The organism is Flavobacterium sp. P1_E4, assembly GCF_056405915.1.
This window is the reverse complement of sequence record NZ_JBFUBE010000003.1, coordinates 247,168-273,449: the sequence shown is the minus strand read 5'-3', so window position 1 is coordinate 273,449 and position 26,282 is coordinate 247,168. Positions and strand designations below refer to the sequence as shown.

The window sequence follows — 26,282 nt, the reverse complement described above, 5'->3', positions numbered from 1 at the left end:
CTCAATCGAGAGGCTTTTTTTATGGTATTAATCGAAGTGTTTGATGTGTAAAATAACGAAGCCTCTCAAATCTGAGAGGCTTCGTTTGTAATGTCTTGTTATATTCTAAATGTTAATACAGGTCTTGTGGCGTGATTTACCAAATCTTCAGAAATGCTTCCTGTAAAGAAATGGTTAAGGCCAGTTCTTCCATGAGTGCAGAATGCGATTAAGTCGGCATCTTTTTCGTTGGAATAGTTGATGATCCCTTTTTCTATATTGCTTTCGTTGTATGTTTCAAATGAATATTCGGGCATGTCAAAATCAGCAACAAAGTCGGTTACAATCTTGCGTGCAGCTGAAGTGCTTTTGAAAGTATTCGGCGTGCAAATCATTACTAAGTTTAATTTTGATCCAAATAATTTGTTGAAATCAAGCATTTTTTGAAATGGTTTTTTGGTTTCTTTTGAAAAATCAGAAGCAAAAATGATGTTTTGGACTTTGAAATTATCTATTTTGTTTTTAATTACTAAAACAGGAGTTTCGGATTGTCTTACTACTTTTTCTGTATTAGATCCAATGATAATTTCATCAATTCCTGATGCTCCATGGGATCCCATGACAATAAGATCCATGTTGTTTTGTTTGATGTAGTTGTTTATTCCGTGGTATGCACCATCAAGTCTTATTACTTCTGTTACTTTGATTCCTTGTAGGTAAGGTCGGTTTTTAATGTTTTTTAATGTTTCTTCTGCTTTGCGTTTAAAAAGCATTACCTCTGGAATACTCGTTGCTCCGGTTAAGGCATCATTCATTTGGCCTGGTAATTCAAGCATGTGAATTAAAATGATTTCACAGTCGTTTTTTTTTGCAATTTCTGCGCCAACTTCTATTGCTTCATCAGCATATTTAGAAAAGTCAGTTGGGATTAGAATTCTTTTCATGGTGTTTGGGGTTTAATTTATTCAGTAAAACTGTGCTAATTTAATAGATTAAAGATATAAATTTTTTTAATAGTAATCAATTTTTTTGATTTATAAAAAAACACTATCTTTGCACCGTTATTTATTAAAACTTAAATAATGAGGGGACTAATGTCCCCTCTTTTTATAAAGATATGACATTTAAAGAAAAAGTAAAGCAAGTATTAGAAGAGGCTCTTCTTGAAAAACCATCTATTTTTTTAATTGACTTGGCCATAACGGACAGTTTTAAAATTATTATTGGGATTGATGGGGATAATGGCGTGGTTTTGCAGGATTGTATTGATATAAGTCGTGCTGTTGAGAATAATTTAGATAGAGAAGAACAGGATTACTCTTTGGAAGTAGCTTCTGTAGGAGTCGGTTCTCCTTTAAAATTGGTTAGACAGTATAAAAAAAATATCGGTAGAACATTAATTGTTAAGACGAATACCGAAAATATTGAAGCAGAATTAGTTGAAGCTAATGATCTTTTTATAATTTTGTCTTGGAAAGCTAGAGAACCGAAAAAAATTGGTAAAGGAAAAGAGACGGTTCAAAAAGAACAACAAATACCTTACTCAGATATTAAAGAAGCAATTGTTACAGTAACATTTTAATTAAAGAATTCGCATGGAAAATTTAGCATTAATCGATTCATTTTCAGAGTTTAAAGATGATAAACTTATTGATCGTGTAACGCTTATGGCAATTTTGGAAGATGTATTTAGAAATGCATTGAAGAAAAAATACGGTTCAGATGATAATTTCGATATCATTATAAATCCTGATAAAGGAGATATGGAGATTTGGAGAAGAAGAGTAATCGTTGCCGACGAGGATTTGGATTTTGAAAATGAAGAAATAACATTAACTGAAGCTAGAAAAATTGAGGCCGATTTTGAAATTGGTGAAGAGGTTTCTGAAGAAGTTAAATTGATAGATTTGGGTAGAAGAGCGATATTAGCTTTAAGACAAAATTTAATTTCAAAAATACACGAACACGATAATACCAATCTTTACAAACAATTTAAAGATATTATTGGAGATATTTATACTGCGGAAGTGCATCATGTACGTCCAAGAGTTGTAATTTTGGTGGATGATGACGGAAATGAAATCATTTTGCCAAAAGAAAAACAAATTCCTTCAGATTTCTTCCGTAAAGGAGATAATGTGAGAGGTATAATTGAAAGCGTTGAATTAAAAGGGAATAAACCTCAGATTATTATGTCTAGAACTTCAGATAAGTTCTTGGAGAAATTGTTTGAACAAGAAATTCCAGAAGTTTTTGACGGTTTGATTATGGTTAAAAATGTAGTGAGAATCCCTGGTGAAAAAGCAAAAGTAGCTGTAGATTCTTATGATGATCGTATTGATCCAGTTGGAGCTTGTGTAGGTATGAAAGGATCTCGTATTCATGGAATCGTTCGTGAATTAGGAAATGAAAATATTGATGTAATCAATTATACTAGCAATGTTCAATTGTATATTACTAGAGCATTGAGTCCTGCTAAAGTTTCTTCAATCAAAATTAATGAAGAAACAAAAAGAGCTGAAGTGTTTTTGAAATTGGAAGAAGTTTCTAAAGCAATCGGTAGAGGAGGTCATAATATTCGTTTAGCTGGTTTGTTGACTGGTTATGAGTTGGATGTAATACGTGAGGGTGATGTAGCTGGAGCAATTGCAGATGATGACGATGTTGAATTGACTGAGTTCTCAGATGAGATAGAAGAGTGGGTAATTGAAGAATTTGCAAAAATTGGTTTGGATACTGCGAAAAGTATTTTGAAACATGATGTAGAAGATTTAGTTAGAAGAACCGACCTAGAAGAGGAAACGATTTTAGATGTAATGAGAATATTAAATGAAGAGTTTGATAGTTAACATGCTATTAATTCCTCATATAAAATAAATTTCTATTTTTATTATAAAAAAGTAGAACAACGAATAAGGTAAAAATAAAAAGGTTTTATGTCTGAAGAGAGAATTATTAGAATAAACAAGGTTTTAAGGGAATTAAATATTTCGTTAGAAAGAGCTGTGGATTATCTAAAAGATAAGGGTATTGCTATTGAATCAAACCCAAACACAAAAATTTCTGAGCAGGAATTTAATATCCTACAAAGTCAGTTTGCAGGCGACAAGGGGAATAAAGAGGCTTCTAAGGAAGTAGGTGAGGAGAAGAGAAAAGAAAAAGAAGCTTTGCGTATTGAGCGTGAAAAAGAAGTTGAAGACAAACGTAAATTAGAAGAAGACCGTTTGAAACAACAAGAGGTTATAAAAGCTAGAGCTGTTTTGTCAGGACCAATACAAGTTGGTAAAATTGATCTTAATCCTAAAAAGCCTACTACTGCTCCAGATCCTGTTGTTGCTGAAAAAGTAATTGCTCCTAAAGAGGTAGTTCCAGAAGACAAGCCTGTTGTAAAAGAAGAAGTTAAAAAAGAAATTGTCGAAAATGTTGTAAAAACTGAAGCGCCAGTTGAAAAAATTATAAAAGAGATTCCTAGTTCTGAGGTAAAAGATAAGCCAAAGTTTAAGGAAGTTAAGAATGTTGAGAAAGCAGAAGCGGTAACAGAGAAAAAAGCTGAAGCTACTTCAGGTGAAACTCCGGTTGAAGAATCAATTACAACTCAATATCAAAAACTTTCTGGTGCAACTTTGACGGGGCAAGTTATTGATTTGTCTCAATTCAATAAGCCTAAAAAGAAAAAGGAAGATCCAAAAATTACGCCTAATAAGCCTGGTGCTCCTGGGGCAGCTGGTGCTAATAATGCGAATAAAAATAAACGCAAAAGAATTGCTCCAAAGCCTGGTGCGCCTAGACCACCTGCTACTCCTGGAGTTCCTGGAGCGCCAAATCCAAACAAAATCACTCCGAATACAGGAGGTGGAGGTTTCAATGCAAGTAGAAGTGCAAGACCAGGATTTGTAAAAGGAAACCGACCTGCAATTGTTGCAAAAGTTGAGCCAACTGAGGAAGAGGTTAAAAATCAAATCCGTGAAACTTTGGAGAAACTTCAAGGTAAAGGTGGTAAATCGAAAGCAGCAAAATACAGAAGAGATAAAAGAGATACACACCGTCAGAAATCTGATGATGAGCAAAGAGCTTTAGACGAAGGAAGTAAAACAATTAAAGTTACGGAGTTTGTTACTGTAGGTGAAATTGCAATTATGATGGATGTGCCAATTACTAAAGTGATTGGAACTTGTATGTCACTTGGTATTATGGTTACCATGAACCAACGTTTGGATGCAGAGACATTAACTATTGTTGCAGACGAATTCGGTTATGATGTTGAGTTTATTACAGTAGATATCGAAGAAGCTATTCAAGTTGTCGAAGACAAAGAAGAAGATTTGGTATTCAGAGCTCCTATTGTTACTGTAATGGGTYACGTCGATCACGGTAAAACATCTTTGCTGGATTATATCCGTAAAGAAAATGTTATCGCTGGTGAATCTGGAGGAATTACACAACACATTGGTGCCTACGGAGTGACTTTGGATAACGGTCAAAAAATCGCATTTTTAGATACACCTGGTCACGAAGCCTTTACTGCGATGCGTGCTCGTGGTGCTCAAGTTACGGATATAGCAATTATTGTGATTGCAGCGGATGATGATATCATGCCACAAACCAAAGAGGCGATTTCTCATGCACAAGCAGCAGGAGTTCCTATTATTTTTGCAATCAATAAAATTGATAAACCAAATGCTAATCCTGAAAAAGTAAAAGAAAGATTGGCGGGTATGAACCTTTTGGTAGAAGATTGGGGTGGAAAAATTCAATCTCATGATATCTCTGCAAAAGTGGGTACAGGTGTTAAAGAGTTGTTAGAAAAAGTATTATTAGAAGCTGAGATTTTAGATTTGAAATCGAATCCAAATAAAGCGGCTCAAGGAACAGTTGTTGAAGCTTTCTTGGATAAAGGAAAAGGATATGTTTCTACTATATTAGTTCAACATGGTACTCTTAAAATTGGAGACTATATGTTGGCTGGAAAACACCATGGTAAAATTAAGGCTATGCATGATGAGAGAGGTAATATAGTTACTGTTGCAGGTCCTTCGACTCCAGTTTCTGTTTTGGGTCTTGATGGTGCAGCTACTGCCGGTGATAAATTCAATATTTTTGAAGACGAAAAAGAAGCAAAACAAATTGCTGCTAAACGTTCTCAATTAATGCGTGAACAATCTGTACGTACACAAAGACATATTACATTAGATGAAATTGGACGTAGAATTGCATTGGGTCAATTTAAAGAATTGAACATTATCCTTAAAGGGGATGTGGATGGTTCTGTTGAAGCATTATCTGATTCGTTCTCTAAATTATCTACTGAAGAAATTCAAATTAATATTATACATAAAGGAGTTGGTGCGATTACAGAAACTGACGTAATGTTGGCTTCTGCTTCTGATGCAATCATTATCGGATTTAATGTTCGTCCTGCTGGAAATGCTAGACAATTGGCTGATAAAGAAGAAATCGATATTCGTTATTACTCTATTATCTATGCTGCTATTGATGACTTGAAAGATGCAATGGAAGGAATGTTAGCTCCTGAAATGAAAGAAGAAGTACTTGGTACTGCTGAGATCAGAGAGATATTCAAAATTTCTAAAGTTGGTTCTATCGCAGGGTGTATGGTTATGGATGGTAAAATTGCAAAAAATGCCAAAATCAGAATCATTAGAGATGGAGTTGTTGTATTCACAGGTGAATTACTTGCATTGAAACGTTTCAAAGACGATGTGAAAGAAGTTGCTAAAGGATATGATTGTGGTATTCAAATAAAAGGATACAATGATATCGAAGAAAGAGATGTTATTGAAGCATACCATGAAGTAGCAATCAAAAAGAAATTGAAATAAGATTTCATAGTTCTATAATTTAAAATCCCAATTCGTTGGGATTTTTTTGTTTACATAATGATGGTTTATTATTTGGTAATTTTAAAAATTGCTAATAAACTGAAGTCATAGTATTAATTTTGGAAGCAGAAACATTTGGCTTATTTGTTAATATTGTCCCGTTTTTCGTTGTAATCTTTTGTGCCGAACACCGGCACAAAAGGATTTCCACTTCAACCAGGGCTAAAAGGTGATATTTTGCTTTTTGCCAATCATCTGAAATGGGAAAACAGTAACAATCATACTCAGGTTAAAATATTAAATAGTATATGAAAAGAATTGGGATTCTTGGCGCAATGCCAGAAGAGATAAACGGTATTGTCTCTTTGTTGAAAGACAAAACAGAAGTTGTGAAGGGAATGCGTACCTATTATTTAGGGACAATAAATGATGTGGAAGTTGTAGTGGTGTTTTCTCGTTGGGGTAAAGTAGCATCCGCAACCACAGTTACGCATTTAATTGTTGAATTTGGAATAACTCAATTGTTTTTTACTGGAGTGGCAGGTGCGATTAATACAGATTTAAATATAGGTGATATTGTAGTAGCTAGTAGTTTAATTCAACATGATTTGGATGCACGTCCTATAATGAATAGGTTTGAAATCCCTTTATTGGGGAAAACAATACTTTGCCCTCCAAAAGAGATGTTGGTTGTGGCTATAGAAAATATCCAAGAATTGGTAAGAGCTGAAAGTTTGATTCATTTGCTTTCGTTAAAACAAAGAGAGAAGTTTTCTTTGTCGAATCCAAAAATGGTTGTTGGTCAAATTGCCAGTGGAGATCGTTTTTTTGCAAGTCATGAAGATAAAGAAAATCTTTTAGCAATACTCCCAGAGGTTTTATGTGTTGAGATGGAAGGTGCTGCAGTCGCACAAGTCTGTTTTGAATACAATATTCCTTATGTTATAATTCGAACTATTTCAGATGAGGCAAATCATAATTCTGTGGTAGATTTTAAAGAATTTGTATCCCAAGTAGCTTCTCGGTTTGGAGTTGAGATAATTAAAAAACTATTAAAAAAATAGCCCTGAAAAGGGCTGTTTTTTGTTAGAAATATTATTTGCTTGGTTTTATTAAAAACACATTTTTATATTTCTTTTGAATGTCAACAAGATTTCTTTCAGCTTCCATTCTGGTTCTAAAATTACCAACCCAGACTTTATAATTTGGAGTGTTGAAAATAATTGTCCCATCTGTGTTTTTGAATTCTTGACGAAATTCGGTTAAGGTTTTTTTGGCTCCCTCGCTGGCTCCATTGAAAATTTGGATTTTGTAACGATCGGAATAGGACAAATTAGTATTAGATTTTCTTTTTTCATTCAATAATTGCTCGAATTTAGGGTCTTGATTTACACTTAAATTAGTGTTTTGAGCTGCTATTTTGTTCGTTGTTGTGAAAAATAAAGTAAATAGCAACAATGCTTTAAGGGTTCTTAAAAATCTCATAATCTGATTATTTATTTTACAAAAATAGTTTTTTAACAGGAAATCGTAATAGTTTTGTTATTTAGATTTGATATAAATTATAATTAAGATTATTTTAAGGTTTTGAGAATAGTTCTTAAGTCGTATTTTTGTGCAAGTTTTTAAATAAGGTTCGTTTTGTTTTCTATTTTTTGTAGTTAGCAAGCGGACAATTTTTTAGTAGATAATCAATATATTAATATGAAAAAGGTGGGTAACCATAATTCGAATTCAAGGAAATTATTTTTAAGCTTAGCATTGATGTTGAGTATTTCCGTAGCTTCATTTGCTCAGGATGCAGCTCCGGTTGCAGCTGCTGCAACTACAGCAGCTCCAGCGGCGAGTTCTGGAGGTGATGCTGCAAAAGGTAAAGAGCTTTTTAATGCCAATTGTGCAGCATGTCACAAGTTAGATGCAAAATCTACGGGTCCAGCTCTTAGAGATGTAATTTCAAGACATGAAATTTCTTGGATTTATAAGTGGGTTCACAATAGTTCAGATTTAATTAAATCTGGTGATGCTGCTGCTGTCAAGGTTTTTGAGGCGAACAATAAAATTCCAATGACTTCATTTCCTCAGTTGGCTGAGGCAGATATTGATAATATTATTGCTTATACTTCTGAGCCAAAAGCTGCTGCTCCTGCCGCTGCTGCTGGTACTTCTGCTGCTGTTCCTGGTACAGTTCAAGAAGAGGGTATTTCTAATAATGTGATATTAGGAGCTTTGTCATTAGTAATGGCAATACTTATCGTGATGTTGGTTTTGGTTAACAATGTCTTAAGAAAAGTAGCTGCTGCAAATGGAATTGAAGTAGTTGCAAAAGAGCCTACTTTACCTATTTGGAAAGCTTTTGTTAAAAATCAATTTTTAGTTTTGGTTTCTGCTATATTCTTATTGCTTTCGGGGGCTTATTTAGTATATGGGTTTTTAATGCAGGTTGGTGTGGATCAAAACTATGAACCAATTCAGCCAATACACTATTCTCACAGAATACATGCTGGTGATAATGAAATCAACTGTAAATATTGTCACTCTGCTTCTCGTGTTAGTAAAACTGCAGGTATTCCTTCTTTGAATGTTTGTATGAACTGTCATAAAAGTATTAGTGAAGTTGCTGAAACTACTGCTACTCCAGAATACAGCAAGGCTTTTTATGATGAGCAAATCCAAAAATTATATAAAGCTGTTGGTTGGGATGCTACTTCTCAGTCTTATACAGGTAAAACTGAACCAGTGAAATGGGTTCGTATTCATAATTTACCTGACTTCGTTTATTTTAATCACTCACAACACGTTACTGTTGCTGGTATTGAGTGCCAAACATGTCATGGTCCTGTTCAGGAGTTTGAAATAATGAAACAATTCTCTCCTCTAACAATGGGATGGTGTGTGAATTGCCATAGAAAAACTGATGTTAAAATGGAAGGTAATGAGTATTACAAAAAAATACACGAAGAGCTTTCTAGAAAATATGGTGTAGATAAACTAACTGCTGCTCAAATGGGTGGATTAGAATGTGGTAAATGTCACTACTAAGGATTTAATATTTTGTTTCTTGGTTTATTCGATCAAGTGATTAAAAATTAAATGATACAACTAAAAAAAATTATTAAGATTAATATTTATATATAATATGTCATCAAACAAAAAATACTGGAAAAGTGTTGAAGAACTAGACGGAAATAGTTCTATTGTTGAGGCGCTTAGAAATAACGAATTTGTTGAAGAGATTCCTACAGATGAATTTTTAGGAAATGAGGCAGCTTTGTCTTCTTCTTCAACTACACGTCGTGACTTTTTAAAGTACGTTGGTTTTAGTACAGCGGCAGCTTCTCTAGCTGCGTGCGAAGGTCCTGTGCATTTGTCAATTCCTTATGTGCTACAACCAGAACAAATTATTCCTGGAGTAGCAGATTATTATGCAACTTCGGTTTTTGATGGATTTGATTTCGCAAACCTTTTGGTAAAAACACGTGAAGGTCGTCCAATTAAAATAGATAATAACACTATTGCTGGAGCTAAGTTTGCAGCTAATGCTAGAATTCATGGTTCTATATTGTCATTATATGATAATATGCGTTTGAAAGAGCCTAAACTAGATGCTAAAAATGCTTCTTGGTCTGCAGTTGATTCAAAAATCAAATCTAGTATTGTTGATGCTAAAGCAAAAGGTGGTCAAGTAGTATTTTTGACAAATACATTGGCAAGTCCTTCTACTGAAAAACTAATTGCTGATTTCATTGGAAAGAATCCTAATGCAAAACATGTAATATATGATGCTGTTTCTTCTTCAGAAGCTTTAGATGCTTTTGAAACTGTTTATGGAGAAAGAGCTTTAGTAGATTATGATTTTTCTAAAGCTTCAGTTATTGTTTCTGTTGGAGCTGATTTCCTTGGAGATTGGCAAGGTGGAGGATATGACTCAGGTTATGCTAAAGGTAGAATTCCTTCTGGAGCTGTTGGAAAGAAAACAATATCAAAACACGTACAATTAGAGTCTAATATGACTTTATCTGGTGCTGCTGCTGATAAGCGTGTTGCTATGTCGACTGCTAATCAAAAACAAGCATTAGTTCAAATATATAATGTTGTTACTGGATTATCTATTTCTACTTCATTAGATGCTGCTTTTAAAGCAGATGTAATTAAAGCAGCTCAACAATTGAAAGCTGCAGGGTCTAAGGGAGTTTTAGTTTCTGGTATTCAAGATAAAAATGCTCAATTATTAGTTCTTGCTATTAATCAAGTTTTGGCTAGTGAAGCTTTTGCTACTTCTGGAACTAGACAAATCCGTAAAGGATCTAATGAGAAAGTTGCTCAATTAGTAAAAGACATGAATGCTGGAAGTGTTCATACTTTGATTATGAGCGGTGTTAATCCAGTTTATACTTTAGCTGACAGCAAGTCATTTGTTGAAGGATTGAAAAAAGTAAAAACTTCTGTTTCATTATCATTAAAAGAAGACGAAACTGCTTCATTGTCAACAATTGCTGCTCCAGTTCCTCATTATTTGGAAGCTTGGGGAGATTTAGCTTTGACAAAAGGAACTTATAGTATCACTCAACCTACTATTCGTCCATTATTTAATACAAAACAATTTCAAGATATTTTATTGTCTATTAACGGTATTCCTGGAACTTATTATGATTATTTGAAAGCGTTTTCGTCTTCAGTAATTGCGGGTTCATCTTGGAATAAAGTTTTGCATGATGGTGTTTATGTAGGTGTTATACCAACATCAGCTGCAGGTACTGCTGATTACAATGGTGCTGCAAATGCATTAGCTCAAGCGAAATCTACTGGTGTTGAATTAGTATTGTATACTAAAACAGGAATGGGAGATGGTCAACAAGCTAATAATCCTTGGTTGCAAGAATTTCCAGATCCATTGACAAGAGTATCTTGGGATAATTATGTTACTGTTTCTAATGCTGATGCTAAGAAATGGGGATTAACAAATGAAATTGTTGCTAATGGAGGATTAAATGGTAGCTATGTTACTTTGACTGCTAATGGCGTAAAACTTGAAAATGTTCCTGTAATTGTTCAACCAGGTCAAGCTGTTGGAACTGTAGGTATGGCTTTAGGTTATGGCCGTAAAGCAGCTTTAAAAGAAGAAATGCAAGTAGGTATTAATGCTTACGCCTTATATAGTGGATTTAATAATGTACAATCTGTTTCTATTGTGAAGGCAGACGGTGAACACGAATTTGCTTGTGTTCAAGGTCAAAAAACATTAATGGGAAGAGGAGATATCATTAAAGAAACTACTCTTGAAATTTTTAATACTAAAGATGCTGAAATTTGGAATGAAAAACCAATGGTTTCTTTAGATCACAAAGAAGTTGAAGCTACTTCAGTAGATTTATGGGGTTCATTTGATCGTTCTACAGGACATCACTTTAATCTTTCTATAGATTTGAATGCTTGTACTGGATGTGGGGCTTGTGTAATTGCATGTCATGCTGAGAATAACGTTCCTGTAGTTGGTAAATCTGAAGTAAGAAGAAGTAGAGATATGCACTGGTTGCGTATTGACAGATATTATTCTTCTGAAAGTACTTTTGCTGGGGATGATGAAAGAAAAGATAATATCGCTGGTTTGTCTAGTTCATTGTCTACTTTTAATGAAATGGAAAAAGCAGGAGATAATCCACAAGTTTCTTTCCAACCTGTAATGTGTCAACATTGTAATCACGCTCCTTGTGAGACTGTTTGTCCTGTTGCAGCAACTTCACACGGCCGTCAAGGTCAAAATCAAATGGCTTATAACAGATGTGTTGGTACTCGTTACTGTGCTAACAACTGTCCTTATAAAGTACGTCGTTTCAACTGGTTCTTATACAACAAAAACAGTCAATTTGATTATCATATGAATGATGATTTAGGACGTATGGTTTTAAATCCAGATGTTAACGTTCGTTCTCGTGGAGTAATGGAAAAATGTTCAATGTGTATTCAAATGACACAAGCAACAATTTTGAAAGCTAAAAATGAAGGAAGAACAATAAAAGATGGTGAATTCCAAACTGCTTGTTCAAATGCTTGTTCTACTGGAGCAATGATATTTGGAGATGTAAATGATAAAGAGTCAGCTGTTACTAAATTGGCAGAAGACGAAAGAAGTTATCATTTATTGGAGCATGTTGGAACAAAACCAAATGTTGTATACCACGTTAAAGTTAGAAATACCTAGTACAAAAATTATTAATTAAGAATCAAATAAAGGATTATGTCGTCTCACTACGAAGCAGCCATTAGAAAACCCTTAGTTATAGGTGATAAATCTTATCACGATATAACTGTTGATGTAGCAGCACCTATCGAAGGTAAAGCAAACAAACAATGGTGGATTGTATTTACAATTGCATTAACAGCGTTCCTTTGGGGAATGGGCTGTATTATATACACAGTGTCCACAGGTATTGGTACTTGGGGATTAAATAAAACTGTTGGATGGGCTTGGGATATTACTAACTTCGTTTGGTGGGTTGGTATTGGTCACGCAGGAACTCTTATCTCTGCAGTACTTTTATTATTCCGTCAACGATGGAGAATGGCTATTAACCGTTCTGCAGAGGCAATGACAATTTTCTCTGTAATCCAAGCGGGTTTATTTCCAATTATACACATGGGACGTCCTTGGTTAGCGTATTGGGTATTACCAATTCCAAATCAGTTTGGATCTCTTTGGGTGAATTTTAACTCACCATTACTTTGGGATGTATTCGCTATTTCAACTTATCTTTCAGTATCATTGGTTTTCTGGTGGACTGGATTGTTGCCTGACTTTGCAATGTTACGTGATAGAGCTATCACACCTTTCAATAAAAGAGTATATTCTATCCTAAGTTTTGGATGGAGTGGTAGAGCTAAAGATTGGCAACGTTTTGAAGAGGTTTCATTAGTTCTTGCAGGTTTGGCTACTCCACTTGTACTTTCTGTGCATACTATTGTATCGATGGACTTTGCTACATCTGTGATTCCAGGATGGCATACTACAATTTTCCCTCCATACTTCGTTGCTGGAGCGGTTTTCTCTGGATTTGCAATGGTAAACACCTTGCTTATCATTATGAGAAAAGTTTCTAATCTTGAAGCTTATATTACTATTCAACACATCGAATTGATGAACATTGTAATCATGATTACTGGTTCTATCGTAGGTGTTGCTTATATTACTGAGTTATTTATTGCTTGGTATTCTGGAGTAGAATATGAGCAATATGCTTTCTTGAACAGAGCAACTGGACCTTATGCTTGGGCATATTGGGCTATGATGACATGTAACGTGTTCTCTCCACAATTTATGTGGTTCAAAAAATTAAGAACAAGTATTATGTTTTCTTTTATAATTTCAATTGTTGTAAACATTGGAATGTGGTTTGAAAGATTTGTAATTATCGTAACTTCATTACATAGAGATTATTTACCATCTTCATGGACTATGTTCTCTCCAACATTTGTTGATATTGGAATTTTTATCGGAACAATAGGTTTCTTCTTTGTGTTATTCTTATTGTACGCAAGAACATTCCCTGTTATTGCTCAAGCCGAGGTTAAAACAATATTGAAAGCTACAGGAGAACATTATATTAAAGAAAGAGAAGCTAATAAACATTCACATCATGAGTAATAAAGTTATATACGCCATTTATAATGACGATGATATTTTGATGGATGCCGTAAAAAAGACACGTGCAGCTCATCACCATATTGAAGAAGTATTTACGCCTTTCCCAGTTCACGGATTGGACAAAGCAATGGGACTTGCACCTACACGTTTAGCAATATGTGCTTTTATCTATGGCTTGTGCGGTTTGTCTTTTGGTACTTGGATGATGAATTATATTATGATTCAAGACTGGCCTCAAGATATTGGTGGTAAACCAAGTTTTAGTTATATTGATAATATGCCTGCTTTTGTGCCTATTATGTTTGAAGAAACGGTATTTTTTGCTGCTCACTTAATGGTAATTACTTTTTATATGAGAAGTAGATTATGGCCATTTAAAGAGGCTGAAAATCCTGATGTTAGAACTACTGATGATCACTTTTTGATGGAAGTAGCGGTTAACAATAATGAAGAAGAACTTGTTTCTTTCTTTGAAGGTACTGGTGCGGTAGAAGTTAAAGTAATTGAAAAGCATTAATTGTAGATATGAAAAGTTTATATAAAATAACACTTGTATTGGGTTTAATGATAATAGTCTCGTCATGTCATAGTAATGATAAGCCTAATTATCAATACATGCCTAATATGTATGAGGCAGTGAGTGGTGAAACTTATGCTCCAGCTCCAGTTGATGTATTTAAAAACGGTAAAGAAGGTCAACTTCCACCTGTTGGTTCAATAAATAGAGGTTTTGAGCCTTTTGAATATGAGCATACGCCTGAAGGATATGCGTTAGCTAAAGCTAATTTGAAATCTCCTTTAGATTCATTAGACAGAAATTCAGGTAAAGGAAAAGAGCTTTTTGAAATTTATTGTATTAGCTGTCATGGTGCTGCTGGTGATGGTAAAGGAAAATTAGTTGAAAGAGAAAAATTTCTAGGTGTTCCTAATTACAAAGACAGAGAAATTACTGAAGGAAGTATTTTTTATGTTGAAACTTATGGCTTAAATGCTATGGGCTCACATGCTAATCAAATGAGTGCACACGAACGTTGGTTAGTTGCTGACTATGTTCTTGAACTAAAAGCACAATAATAATTGTTGAACAAACTGATCGTAATAGATATGTATACATTTTCAAGTAAATTAAAAACTTTTTCTTTCGTCTTAATGGCTGTTGGTCTTTTAGGAATTGGATATGGTTTTTTAACTGCACCTAAAGATATTCAAGATGTTGAAAAAATACTTGCTGCTGATGCTCATGGTAGTCATCATGAAGCAAGTAGTGAATCTGAAGGAGCTCACGCAGTTTCTGCTGAAGCAAAAGTGAAAGCTGAAGCGGAACATACAGAACATTTAACTCATGTTTTGCATCAATTAGAGAACAAACCATGGTCTGCATTATATGTAGCATGTATTTTCTTTATGTTACTTTCTTTGGGAACATTGGTTTTTTATGGTATTCAACAAGTAGCACAAGCAGGTTGGTCTCCAGTACTTTTTAGAGTAATGCAAGGAATTACGGCCTACTTACCTGTGGGATCTGTTATTTTCTTCATCTTTTTAATTTTATGTGGCTTACATTTTAATCATTTGTTTATATGGTTAGATCCTGAAGTTGTTGCTCATGATAAAATTATTGCTAATAAATCTGGTTATTTAAATTTTCCATTTTGGATTGTTAGAGCAGCAGTATTTTTAGCTGGTTGGAATGCTTACCGTTATTTCTCTAGAAAAAATTGTTTAGCTCAAGATGAATCAGATGACAATAGTTTTTACAAAAAGAATTTTAACATATCAGCTATGTTCTTAGTATTCTTTATTGTTTCAGAATCTATTATGTCTTGGGATTGGATTATGTCTTTAGATCCACACTGGTCTAGTACACTTTTTGGATGGTATGTATTTGCTAGTTTCTTTGTAAGTGGTATTACTATGATTGCTATGGTGACTGTTTATCTAAAATCTAGAGGTTATTTAGAAAATGTAAATACAAGTCATATCCATGATTTAGCTAAGTTTATGTTTGGAATCAGTGTGTTTTGGACTTACTTATGGTTTTCTCAATTTATGTTAATTTGGTATGCTAATATACCTGAAGAGATTACTTATTTTGTAATGAGAATTCAAGTTTATAATTTGCCTTTCTTTGGCGCTGTTGTTATGAATTTCTTGTTCCCAGTTTTAATTTTGATTAATACTGATTTCAAAAGAATCACTTGGATTTTAGTTATGGCTGGTATTGTAATTTTATTAGGTCATTATATTGACTTCTTTAATATGATTATGCCTGGTACCGTTGGTGGTAGCTGGTTTATTGGTGTTTCAGAAATTGCATCGGTTTTATTCTTTCTTGGATTATTTATTTTTGTTGTCTTCTCAGCATTAACTAAAGCTCCTTTGTTACCAAAAAGAAATCCATATATAGAAGAGAGTAAACATTTTCATTATTAATATTTAAAGAGATAAACAGATGACAAGTTTGTTGGTAATTATAGTTTTAGTTTTATTGGCTGTTGCTGTTTGGCAATTGACGAAAATATTCGATTTAACGCAAGTTGCTTCGACTTCGGACAATTCTCAAGTTGCAAACGATGACGATAACAATGTACAAGGATATTTAATGTTTGGTTTTTTGGCCTTCATTTATATCTTTACAATATATGGTGTTTACACATGGGGACCATTAGTTCTTCATACTCCTGCATCTGAACATGGTGCTTTGATTGATAACCTAATGAATATCACATGGGTGTTGATTTTTACTGTTCAAGCAATTACTCAAGTACTATTGCATTACTTTGCTTTTAAGTATAGAGGTAATAAGGATAAAAGAGCCTTGTATTTTGCAGATAATAATAAATTAGAAGCAATTTGGAGTGTAATTCCTGCTGTTGTTTTGGCTGGTTTGATTCTTTATGGTCTTTATGCATGGACAAATATCATGTTTATTGATGAGGATGAGGATACAGTAGTTGTTGAGTTATATGCTCAGCAATTTAAATGGACTGCAAGATATGCTGGAGCTGATAATGTTTTAGGGAAAGCAAATGTTAGATTAATTGAAGGAGTTAATACTCTTGGAGTTGATTTGTCTGATCCATATGCACAAGATGATATTGTGGTATCAGAATTACATATACCTAAAGGTAAAAAAATTCACTTCAAGATGAGATCTCAAGATGTATTGCATTCAGCATACTTCCCTTATTTTAGAGCTCAAATGAACTGTGTACCAGGTATGGTTACTGAGTTCGCTTTTACTCCAATATATACTACAGCCGAATATCAAGCTTTGCCTTATATGGTTGAGAAAGTTGCTAATATTAATGCTATTAGAGCTAAAAAAAGTTTAGAATTAGTGGCTAAAGGAGAGACTGGCTTAGATCCTTACACTTTTGAATATTTGTTATTATGTAACAAGATTTGTGGAGCTTCTCACTATAATATGCAAATGAAAGTTGTAGTTGATACTCCTGAGGATTATAAAAAATGGTTGAGTGAAAAAACTGCTTTGGTTAGTGAAGTAAAAGCTTCTAAAGCTGAACCAGCTGCTCCAGATGCAGCTCCAACTAAAGATTCAACTCTTGCAAAAGATAGTGCAGCTGTTGCGAAAATAGCTATGAAATAATTATTAAGAAAATTTAAAGGATAAATATATGTCAGCAGAAGGTCACGATCACGGACACGATCACGAACACGAACACCACCATAAGGACACATTCATTACCAAATATATTTTTAGTATTGATCACAAAATGATTGCCAAACAATACCTACTTACAGGTATTATTATGGGAGTTATAGGTGTTGGTATGTCTATGCTTTTTAGAATGCAATTAGCTTGGCCAGAAGAATCTTTTAAGATTTTTAATATATTACTTGGAGACAAATGGGCTCCAAACGGAGTAATGGCAAACGATATTTACCTTTCATTAGTTACTATACATGGAACTATAATGGTATTCTTTGTTCTTACTGCAGGATTAAGTGGTACGTTTAGTAACTTATTGATACCATTACAAATTGGGGCAAGAGATATGGCATCAGGATTCATGAATATGATTTCCTATTGGTTGTTCTTTTTATCTAGTGTATTAATGGTTTGTTCATTATTTGTTGAGTCAGGACCTGCTAATGCTGGTTGGACAATTTATCCACCTTTAAGTGCACTTCCTCAGGCTATATCTGGTTCTGGTGCGGGTATGACTTTATGGTTAGTTTCTATGGCAATTTTCATCGCATCTTCATTAATGGGATCTTTGAACTATGTTGTAACTGTAATTAACTTAAGAACAAAAGGAATGTCTATGACAAGATTGCCACTTACTATTTGGGCTTTCTTTGTAACTGCAATTATTGGTATTGTTTCTTTCCCTGTTTTATTGTCAGCGGCATTATTGTTGATTTTTGACAGAAGTTTTGGTACTTCTTTCTTCCTATCTGATATTTATATCGCTGGTGAAGTTTTACATTATCAAGGTGGTTCTCCAGTTCTTTTTGAGCACTTGTTCTGGTTCTTAGGTCACCCTGAAGTATATATTGTGATCTTACCTGCATTAGGGATTACTTCTGAAATTATTGCTACAAACTCTCGTAAACCAATCTTTGGTTATAGAGCGATGATTATGTCAATTATTGCAATTGCATTTTTATCTACAATTGTTTGGGGACACCATATGTTTATTTCTGGGATGAATCCATTCTTGGGATCTGTATTTACCTTTACTACATTGTTGATTGCAATTCCATCTGCAGTAAAAGCATTTAATTATATTACAACACTTTGGAAAGGAAATCTTCAAATGAATCCTGCAATGTTGTTTTCTATTGGTTTGGTTTCTACTTTCATTACTGGAGGTTTAACTGGAATCATTCTTGGAGATAGTACATTAGATATTAATGTTCATGATACTTATTTCGTAGTAGCTCACTTCCACTTAGTAATGGGTATATCTGCTCTTTATGGAATGTTTGCTGGAATATATCACTGGTATCCAAAAATGTTCGGAAGAATGTTGAACAAAAATTTAGGTTATGTTCACTTTTGGGTAACTGCAATCTGTGCTTATGGAGTATTCTTCCCAATGCACTTTATTGGATTAGCTGGTTTACCTAGACGTTATTATACTAATACAAACTTCCCATTATTTGATGATTTGCAAAATGTAAACGTATTGATTACAACATTTGCTTTGATTGGTGGGGCTTTCCAATTAGTATTTTTATATAACTTCTTTAGTAGTATTTTCTACGGTAAAAAAGCAGTTCAAAATCCATGGAAATCTAATACTTTAGAATGGACTACACCTGTAGAGCATATGCACGGTAACTGGCCAGGAGAAATTCCTCACGTACACCGTTGGCCTTATGATTACAGTAATCCTGCTCACGAAGAGGATTTTGTACCACAGACAGTTCCAATGAAAGAAGGAGAAGTAGTTTTACATCACTAAAATTTCAAAATCATATAAATGCCTTTCATTATTGAGAGGCATTTTTTTATATACAATGATTACTTTTTTTATCTTTATCGCATGAATGAAAACTTAGATCCAACAAATAATAATTTCAGTTCTGAAGAACTAGATATCGAAAAAAGATTGAGACCCTTGTCTTTTGATGATTTTGCTGGTCAGGATCAAGTATTGGAAAATCTTAAGGTTTTTGTTGCCGCTGCCAATCAAAGGAAAGAAGCTCTTGATCATACTCTTTTTCATGGACCTCCAGGTTTAGGTAAAACTACTTTGGCTAATATTTTAGCTAATGAATTAGAAGTAGGTATCAAAATTACTTCTGGGCCTGTTTTGGATAAGCCTGGTGATTTGGCAGGATTGCTTACAAATCTTGAAGAAAGGGATGTTCTGTTTATAGACGAGATACATCGTCTGAGCCCGATAGTTGAAGAGTACTTGTATTCGGCGATGGAAGATTTTAAGATTGATATTATGATCGAATCGGGTCCAAATGCGAGGACAGTCCAGATCAATTTGAATCCATTTACACTTATTGGAGCTACTACTCGTTCGGGTCTTTTAACCGCTCCAATGCGTGCCCGTTTTGGTATTTCTTCAAGACTGCAATATTATACTACTGAGCTTTTGACAACTATTGTGGAACGGAGTGCTATGATTTTCAAAATGCCCATTACTATGGAAGCAGCTATTGAAATTGCGGGCAGAAGTAGGGGTACACCTCGTATTGCGAATGCTTTGTTGCGTCGTGTTCGTGATTTTGCACAAATAAAAGGAAATGGAACCATTGATATTGAAATTGCCCGTTATGCCTTAAAAGCGTTGAATGTAGATGCTCATGGTCTGGATGAAATGGACAATAAAATTTTGAATACCATTATTGATAAATTCAAAGGAGGTCCTGTTGGTTTGTCTACATTGGCAACTGCAGTTTCCGAAAGCAGTGAGACTATCGAGGAAGTCTATGAGCCTTTCTTAATTCAAGAAGGTTTTATTATGCGCACTCCCCGAGGCCGCGAAGTAACTGAAAAAGCCTATAAGCATTTGGGAAAAATTAAAACTAATATACAAGGAGGATTGTTCTAAATAGTTAGGAGCTATTCCTGCTATCCGCTACAATCTTATAAGCCGAACACCGGCTTATAATGATTTCCACTTCTATCAGGGCTAGGGCTTTGGTGCTAAATATTTTATTTTCTTTAAATAAAGAAGTCATAAATAGTAAATCAAAATACACGCAATTTATAAAATCCGAGGCAAAACGTCTTGGGTTTTTATCTTGTGGTATATCAAAAGCTGGTTTTCTGGAGCAGGAAGCTCCTCGTTTAGAAAATTGGCTAAATCAAAACTACAATGGACAAATGTCCTATATGGAGAATAATTTTGACAAGCGTTTGGATCCAACTTTATTGGTTGATGATGCCAAAAGCGTGGTCTCTCTTTTGTTGAATTATTACCCTTCTGAATTTCAAAATCCTGATTCTTATAAAATATCCAAATATGCTTATGGACAGGATTATCATTTTGTCATAAGAGATAAACTCAAAGAATTGCTTTTTTCGATAGAGTCTAATATTGGTGCTGTATCTGGACGTGCTTTTGTTGATTCTGCACCTGTTTTGGACAAAGCTTGGGCCGCAAAAAGTGGTTTGGGTTGGATTGGAAAAAACAGTAATTTATTGACCCAAAAAGTGGGTTCTTTTTATTTCATTGCTGAGCTTATCATCGATTTGGATCTGGAATACGACCAAGCCGTTACAGACCATTGTGGAACATGCACAGCCTGTATTGATGCTTGTCCAACAGAAGCTATTGTTGCGCCTTATGTTGTAGATGGGAGTAAATGCATTTCTTACTTCACAATAGAGCTTAAAGAGAATATCCCTTCAGAGATGAAGGGGAAATTTGATGAATGGGCTTTTGGGTGCGATACTTGTCAAGATGTTTGTCCTTGGAATCGTTTTTCTAAACCCCATAATGAACCTTTGTTCAATCCCAATCCCGAATTGCTTTCGATGTCTAAAAAAGATTGGATTGAAATAACCGAAGAAACTTTTAAAATAGTATTTAAGGATTCTCCTCTTAAGCGATCAAAATTTCATGGAATTCAGAGAAATGTAACTTTCTTGAAAAAATAGTTTTTAACAATACTTTTTTTAACTAACATGGCCTTTTAAATTGTTAGTAAAGTTCAATTGACTTTGTTTTTAATGATATTCTTTTTATAAGACTATATTGTTGTTTTATTCATACGTCTATTTATCAGCATTTTACTTACTTGTCTGGTTGAAAGCGCACTTCGTCGTTTAAAAGTGTCTTTTATCGGCTGTTGTTAACAAGTTGCATAGGATTTTTATATTTTCGCATCAACCTTATCTACTTATTAACACTGCTAAACGAGATTATATTGAAAAAAACTACTTTCGAGACTTGCTGTAATTTAATTTCAAAATTTCTTTTATTTTTTTTACTCTCTGCAAATTTAGTTTTTGCGGTAGATAAATGTGCTTTTACTTCAAACGGCACAATGGAAATTTCATTGCCACAAACGACACTCTCTAATAGATTTTCATTTCTTAATTGTTTACATAAAAAACAATTTTATTCTGGAAAATACATTTGTTTATGCAATTGTGTTAATGGCATTTTCTGTTTATATAATTGCTTTAAATCAAATAATATTAATGCTTATTATAAGTTTTGCTGTGCCATCTGAATGTTAAAGATTTGATCATCAAACTTAATACAACAATAAAACACTAGTCTTTTCTTTAGGCTTTGAAAATTTATTACTATGAAAAAATTTTTACTTGAATTACGAACCAAACTAGTAAAAAAGATTGGACTGATTGGTATTTCTTTGATGCTGATCGGGATTAGTCAAACAACTTTTGGACAGGTAACTGGGGACTATATGTCTGTTGCATCAGGTAACTGGACTAATTTAGCTACTTGGCAGGTCTATAATGGGTCAAGTTGGGTAACCGCAAGTTCATATCCTGCACAAAATTCCAATGCTGGTACGGTAACAATAACAAACGGAATAGATGTTATTCTAAATACATCTATCCCTTTTCCGCCAGCTGCAGGCCCTTATTACAGCATTTCTAATTTAATTATTGGGAATGGTAGTTCTGGAAGTCTTTTAATAGATGGTGATTATCAATTAAATGCCTTAACTGTCAAAATCAACACTGGTGGCTTGTTGAAATTTTCTAATAATAAGGAACTAAAATTACCTGCTAATTCAGTAATTGTTCTTAGTGGTGGAAAACTAGATAAAACCAATTGTTCTAATAATGTGGCTTTATATTTGGGAGCTGTTAAGTATGCCGTGTGTACTGGAAACGGTAATTCAGAATTTACATTTGATGATCTAAATAATAGTAGCGGAACAATCAATGCAAACCCCTCATATGTCTCTCCTGCTTGTGCTGGCAATGATATACAATTAAATGGCAATTATTCTGGAGCAGTAAATACATCAAGTCTCACTTTTTTGTGGGAAGTTTCAGGAACTAAAGGGTTTTCTGCAACATATAATATACAAAATCCATCAATTCCTAATGCGGTTGAGGATGATTATACAGCAAAGCTTACGGTTACAACAGTAAGAAATGGAGTTACTTATACAAATTTTGAAACCATTCTAGTAAAGGTTAATACCGCTCCTACATTTACATCGTGTCCAACCAATCAATCAGTAAATAATGTTTTGGGCTCTTGTTCAGCTGTTGTTAATTATACTGCAACAGTATCTAACCCCACAATTTCTGCCATTACTTTTACTTTTTCAGGTGCCACCACTGGTGCAGGGAGTGGTACCGGATCAGGCTCCGTTTTTAATAAAGGTGTAACAAATGTTGTTGTCACTGCAAGTAATGGATGTGCTCCTAGTGCTACTTGTAGTTTTACCATAACGGTGGCCGACTTTCAAAATCCGATCATTGCCACACTGTCTGCAATCGTGGTAAATGCCGATGCGGGAGTCTGCACTTATGCTAGTTCACAATTACCCCGGCCAACGGCTTCAGACAACTGTAGTGTAGCAAGCATTGTTGCCATGCCAGTAAGTTTAGCAAAAGGTGCAAATACGGTGACCTGGACAGTTACCGATGGATCAGGATTGTCGGCTACATCAACGCAAACGGTAACGGTTACGGAAACCCAAGCGCCTGTGATTGCTGGGCTACCATCGAACATCAGTAAAAATAACGATACGGGAGCATGCGGTGCGTTGGCAACATGGACCGCTCCAACTGCAACGGACAACTGTCCAGGAGTAACGATTGCCCAGACGGCTGGTCCTTCTAGCGGCAGTTTGTTTCCATTGGGCWCAACAACGGTAACCTACACGGCTACCGACGCATCGGGTCTGACCGAYGTGAAGTCCTTCACGGTAACGGTTACAGATAATGAGGTTCCAGTTGCCAATGTTATAAGCCTGCCTGCAGTGGAGGGACAATGTTTCGCAACAATTGTCACGGCTCCAACTGCCACGGACAACTGCAGCGGATTGATCACAGGAATAACTTCTGATTCATTGACCCGTTTAACACAAGGAACATCTACGATTACTTGGACATTTACTGATGCTTCAGGAAACAGCAGCACACAAACCCAAGACATAGTAGTTACCGACACCACAGCACCTGTTATCCCAACGATAGCCGATGCATCAGGCCAATGTTCGGTTACGCCTACAGCCCCAACTACCACAGACGCTTGTGCAGGAATCATCACAGGAACCACCTCAATGGTTTTCCCAATCACGACTCAAGGAACCACGGTGGTGACTTGGAGTTTCAATGACGGCAACGGACAAATCGTAACGGCCATCCAAAAGGTAATTGTATCAGCTTTTCCCGGATTACCAACAATTGTAACTACTGCTTCGAGCTGTTCAGCATCAGGCACGAGTACAATCAGCAACTACAATTCATCGAATAATTATGTTTTCAGTCCTTCCGGACCTACGGTGGGAGCTACGGGCTTGGTAAGCGGCATGGTATTCGGCACCCCTTATACTGTGACTTCAAATAATGGAAGCTGTATCTCTGCTGCATCTGTTTCGTTTAGCAACGCGGCTGTGATATGTGCAACTGATGATGCTATAACGGCCGTTGGGATAAATAGAACTGTCAATGCAGGAAATGTGTTGCTTGAAAATCCAACAACTCCTGATATTTTAAACGGTTCTCCTGTAGTTGTAGGATTAGTTAACTTAACGGTAATTACACCGGCTACTCCAACATCGTTAGGTTCACCTGTGCCAAGTATTGATATTACATCAGGTCAAGTTAGCATTCCTGCAAATACGCCAGCTGGGACTTACACCTTAATCTATTCTATATGTGAAAAATTAAATCCGACAAATTGTGATACTGCTACAGTTACTGTAACAGTGGTGGCTCCAACAATAACCATAACAGCCAATAACGATGATGTTGGTGTCATAGATGGTTCAAAAGCCTTAAATGGAATTTTTAATGCTATAGCAAATGATACTTTTAATGGATTGCCTATAAAACTGTCTGATGTAGTTTTAAACTTTAACTCAAGCCCAAATTTTACAATGACAACAACTGGATTGTTAAATACTTTGTCCAATATTCCAGGGGGGACTTATACTTTGACTTATAGCATTTGTGAAAAAGCTAACTCTAGTAATTGTAGTACAGCCACGATAACTGTATTTGTTGCCAGTCCAAGTATTGCATTGGTGAAAAAAGCCAATTTCAATGATGAGAATGCTGATGGTTATGCTCAGGCAGGAGAAACTATTACATATAGTTTTGAAGTGACAAATAAAGGAAATGTTCCATTAACAAACATAACTATAGTAGATCCATTGCCAGGGGTTACAATCACAATCATAGGAATTCCATTAACTTTGGCTGTAGGAGAAACTAATACGACTCATTTTCAAGGGATTTATATAATTAAGCAAACGGATATTAATATAGGATCCATTTCTAATCAGGGTATTATTTATGGGACTAGTCCAAATGGTCGAATAGTTGAGGATAAGTCGGATTATGAAAATATAGACAACGACAATCCTACCGTATTGTCACTTTCAGGATGTGAAATTAAAGTGTACAATGCTGTAACACCAGATGGAAGCGATAAATATGATAAATTGGTTATTCAAGGATTAGAATGTTATTCGGACAATTCGATAGAGATTTTTAACCGTTGGGGGGTTTTAGTGTTTGAACGCGAACATTATAACAATGATGACATAGTGTTTAGAGGTGTTTCAGAGGGTAGAGTTACTGTTGAAAAATCACAAGAATTACCTGCTGGAACCTATTTCTATATACTGAAATACAAGGACAATAATTCCAATGCTTTTGAGAAATCAGGTTATTTGTATTTGAATAGAAAATAGTCATATGAGCCCAAGTATTATGAATAAAAAACAACACATGAAAACAAGAATAATAGGGTTGGTAGTATTGCTTTTTACTATTGTCAGTTCAGCGCAACAGGACACCCAGTATACCCAATATATGTACAATACTATAGTGGTGAATCCAGCTTATGCAGGGTCCAGGCAGACGATGAGTATTTTTGCTTTGCACCGTAACCAATGGGTTGGAGTAGATGGAGCTCCAGTAACGAACTCCTTTTCTATCAATACCCCTATAAATGAAAGTAAATTAGGACTGGGGTTGTCAGTTGTAAACGATAAAATTGGTATTTCTACAGAGAATAATATCACTGCTGACTTTTCGTATACAATCCCTGCGTCGGAAAAATATAAAATATCATTTGGATTAAAAGCCAGTGCCAATTTGTTAAGTCTAGATTTCAGTAAACTGACCTATCAACCAGGTGATCCAAATATGTATCAGGAAAATATAGATAATAAATTTTCTCCTAATATTGGAGTTGGATTCTATTTGCACTCTGATAACAGTTACATCGGAATATCGGCACCAAACTTGATTGAAACCGAGCATTTTGATAAATCAGCAGACTCGAATTCTACAAACCATATCGCTACAGAGAAAATCAACTATTATTTGATAGCTGGATATGTTTTTAATTTGAGTCCAAGTTTGAAATTGAAACCCTCTATGGAAACCAAGTATGTTCAGGGAGCCCCTTTACAAGTGGATGTGTCGGCTAATTTTATGATGAATGAAAAATTTGTTGCTGGATTGGCGTATAGATGGGATGCAGCCATGAGTGTCATGGTAGGATTTCAAGCCACCGATTCATGGTTTATTGGATACAGCTATGATTTTGATACTACTGAATTTGCAGAATACAATTCTGGTTCACATGAAATCTTTTTACGATACGAATTGTTTAAGAAATACGACAAAATTATCTCCCCAAGATTCTTTTAAAACCTATCAT

The 26,282-nt window shown here is 34.9% G+C and carries 18 protein-coding genes; 16 read left to right on the top strand and 2 right to left on the bottom strand.

Features of this window, described 5'->3' with window-relative positions; translation table 11 throughout:
* Window positions 1-98: 98 nt before the first annotated feature.
* On the bottom strand, window positions 99-923 hold the full coding sequence (locus AC1DY0_RS04770; protein WP_477187518.1) for a universal stress protein: 825 nt from the start codon (window positions 921-923) through the stop codon (window positions 99-101).
* A 173-nt stretch (window positions 924-1,096) separates the two neighbouring features.
* Between AC1DY0_RS04770 and rimP the strand changes: the two genes are divergently transcribed.
* The 4 genes from rimP to AC1DY0_RS04750 all read left to right on the top strand — a co-directional run bounded on the left by rimP (window position 1,097) and on the right by AC1DY0_RS04750 (window position 6,883).
* Window positions 1,097-1,561 carry a ribosome assembly cofactor RimP gene (gene rimP, locus AC1DY0_RS04765; RefSeq protein WP_477187517.1) on the top strand — a complete coding sequence of 155 codons (465 nt, stop codon included), beginning with the start codon at window positions 1,097-1,099 and terminating at the stop codon, window positions 1,559-1,561.
* Between the two features lie 13 nt (window positions 1,562-1,574).
* Window positions 1,575-2,828, top strand: a complete 1,254-nt coding sequence (nusA, locus tag AC1DY0_RS04760; protein ID WP_310006832.1) for a transcription termination factor NusA — start codon at window positions 1,575-1,577, stop codon at window positions 2,826-2,828.
* Between the two features lie 87 nt (window positions 2,829-2,915).
* Window positions 2,916-5,819, top strand: a complete 2,904-nt coding sequence (gene infB, locus AC1DY0_RS04755) for a translation initiation factor IF-2 (protein WP_477187516.1) — start codon at window positions 2,916-2,918, stop codon at window positions 5,817-5,819.
* Window positions 5,820-6,127: 308 nt separating this feature from the next.
* Window positions 6,128-6,883, top strand: a complete 756-nt coding sequence (locus AC1DY0_RS04750) for a 5'-methylthioadenosine/adenosylhomocysteine nucleosidase (RefSeq protein ID WP_477187515.1) — start codon at window positions 6,128-6,130, stop codon at window positions 6,881-6,883.
* A 31-nt stretch (window positions 6,884-6,914) separates the two neighbouring features.
* Here the strand turns inward: AC1DY0_RS04750 and AC1DY0_RS04745 are convergent, their stop codons facing one another.
* Window positions 6,915-7,304, bottom strand: coding sequence for an SPOR domain-containing protein (locus AC1DY0_RS04745; protein ID WP_477187514.1), 390 nt, complete (start codon window positions 7,302-7,304; stop codon window positions 6,915-6,917).
* A gap of 219 nt (window positions 7,305-7,523) precedes the next feature.
* On the opposite strand from AC1DY0_RS04745, the gene AC1DY0_RS04740 reads away from it, so the two are divergent.
* The 12 genes from AC1DY0_RS04740 to AC1DY0_RS04685 all read left to right on the top strand — a co-directional run bounded on the left by AC1DY0_RS04740 (window position 7,524) and on the right by AC1DY0_RS04685 (window position 26,272).
* The gene (locus tag AC1DY0_RS04740; RefSeq protein WP_477187513.1) at window positions 7,524-8,858 is read left to right on the top strand and encodes a c-type cytochrome; all 1,335 of its coding nucleotides are present in this window, start codon (window positions 7,524-7,526) and stop codon (window positions 8,856-8,858) included.
* Window positions 8,859-8,955: 97 nt separating this feature from the next.
* Entirely contained in the window at window positions 8,956-12,018 is a 3,063-nt protein-coding gene (locus AC1DY0_RS04735; RefSeq protein ID WP_477187512.1) for a TAT-variant-translocated molybdopterin oxidoreductase, read from the top strand.
* Window positions 12,019-12,054: 36 nt separating this feature from the next.
* Entirely contained in the window at window positions 12,055-13,458 is a 1,404-nt protein-coding gene (gene nrfD, locus AC1DY0_RS04730) for an NrfD/PsrC family molybdoenzyme membrane anchor subunit (protein ID WP_100432160.1), read from the top strand.
* Window positions 13,451-13,975, top strand: coding sequence for a DUF3341 domain-containing protein (locus AC1DY0_RS04725; protein WP_111409729.1), 525 nt, complete (start codon window positions 13,451-13,453; stop codon window positions 13,973-13,975). Before nrfD ends, AC1DY0_RS04725 begins: the two co-directional genes overlap by 8 nt.
* An 8-nt stretch (window positions 13,976-13,983) precedes the next feature.
* Entirely contained in the window at window positions 13,984-14,532 is a 549-nt protein-coding gene (locus AC1DY0_RS04720; RefSeq protein WP_477187511.1) for a c-type cytochrome, read from the top strand.
* A gap of 30 nt (window positions 14,533-14,562) precedes the next feature.
* On the top strand, window positions 14,563-15,891 hold the full coding sequence (locus AC1DY0_RS04715; RefSeq protein ID WP_477187510.1) for a quinol:cytochrome C oxidoreductase: 1,329 nt from the start codon (window positions 14,563-14,565) through the stop codon (window positions 15,889-15,891).
* A gap of 19 nt (window positions 15,892-15,910) precedes the next feature.
* Entirely contained in the window at window positions 15,911-17,068 is a 1,158-nt protein-coding gene (locus tag AC1DY0_RS04710) for a cytochrome c oxidase subunit II (RefSeq protein WP_477187509.1), read from the top strand.
* Window positions 17,069-17,096: 28 nt separating this feature from the next.
* A complete protein-coding gene (locus AC1DY0_RS04705; protein WP_477187508.1) occupies window positions 17,097-18,893 on the top strand; it encodes a cytochrome c oxidase subunit I in 1,797 nt (598 codons plus the stop codon).
* 81 nt (window positions 18,894-18,974) lie between these two features.
* Window positions 18,975-19,997 (top strand): Holliday junction branch migration DNA helicase RuvB, encoded by a 1,023-nt coding sequence (gene ruvB / locus AC1DY0_RS04700; protein ID WP_116796215.1) that lies wholly within the window; start codon window positions 18,975-18,977, stop codon window positions 19,995-19,997.
* Between the two features lie 128 nt (window positions 19,998-20,125).
* Complete coding sequence (queG, locus tag AC1DY0_RS04695) at window positions 20,126-21,049, top strand: tRNA epoxyqueuosine(34) reductase QueG (protein WP_477187609.1); 924 nt, start codon at window positions 20,126-20,128, stop codon at window positions 21,047-21,049.
* A gap of 656 nt (window positions 21,050-21,705) precedes the next feature.
* The gene (locus AC1DY0_RS04690) at window positions 21,706-25,305 is read left to right on the top strand and encodes a T9SS type B sorting domain-containing protein (protein WP_477187507.1); all 3,600 of its coding nucleotides are present in this window, start codon (window positions 21,706-21,708) and stop codon (window positions 25,303-25,305) included.
* 37 nt (window positions 25,306-25,342) lie between these two features.
* Complete coding sequence (locus tag AC1DY0_RS04685; RefSeq protein WP_477187506.1) at window positions 25,343-26,272, top strand: PorP/SprF family type IX secretion system membrane protein; 930 nt, start codon at window positions 25,343-25,345, stop codon at window positions 26,270-26,272.
* Window positions 26,273-26,282 lie beyond the last annotated feature (10 nt).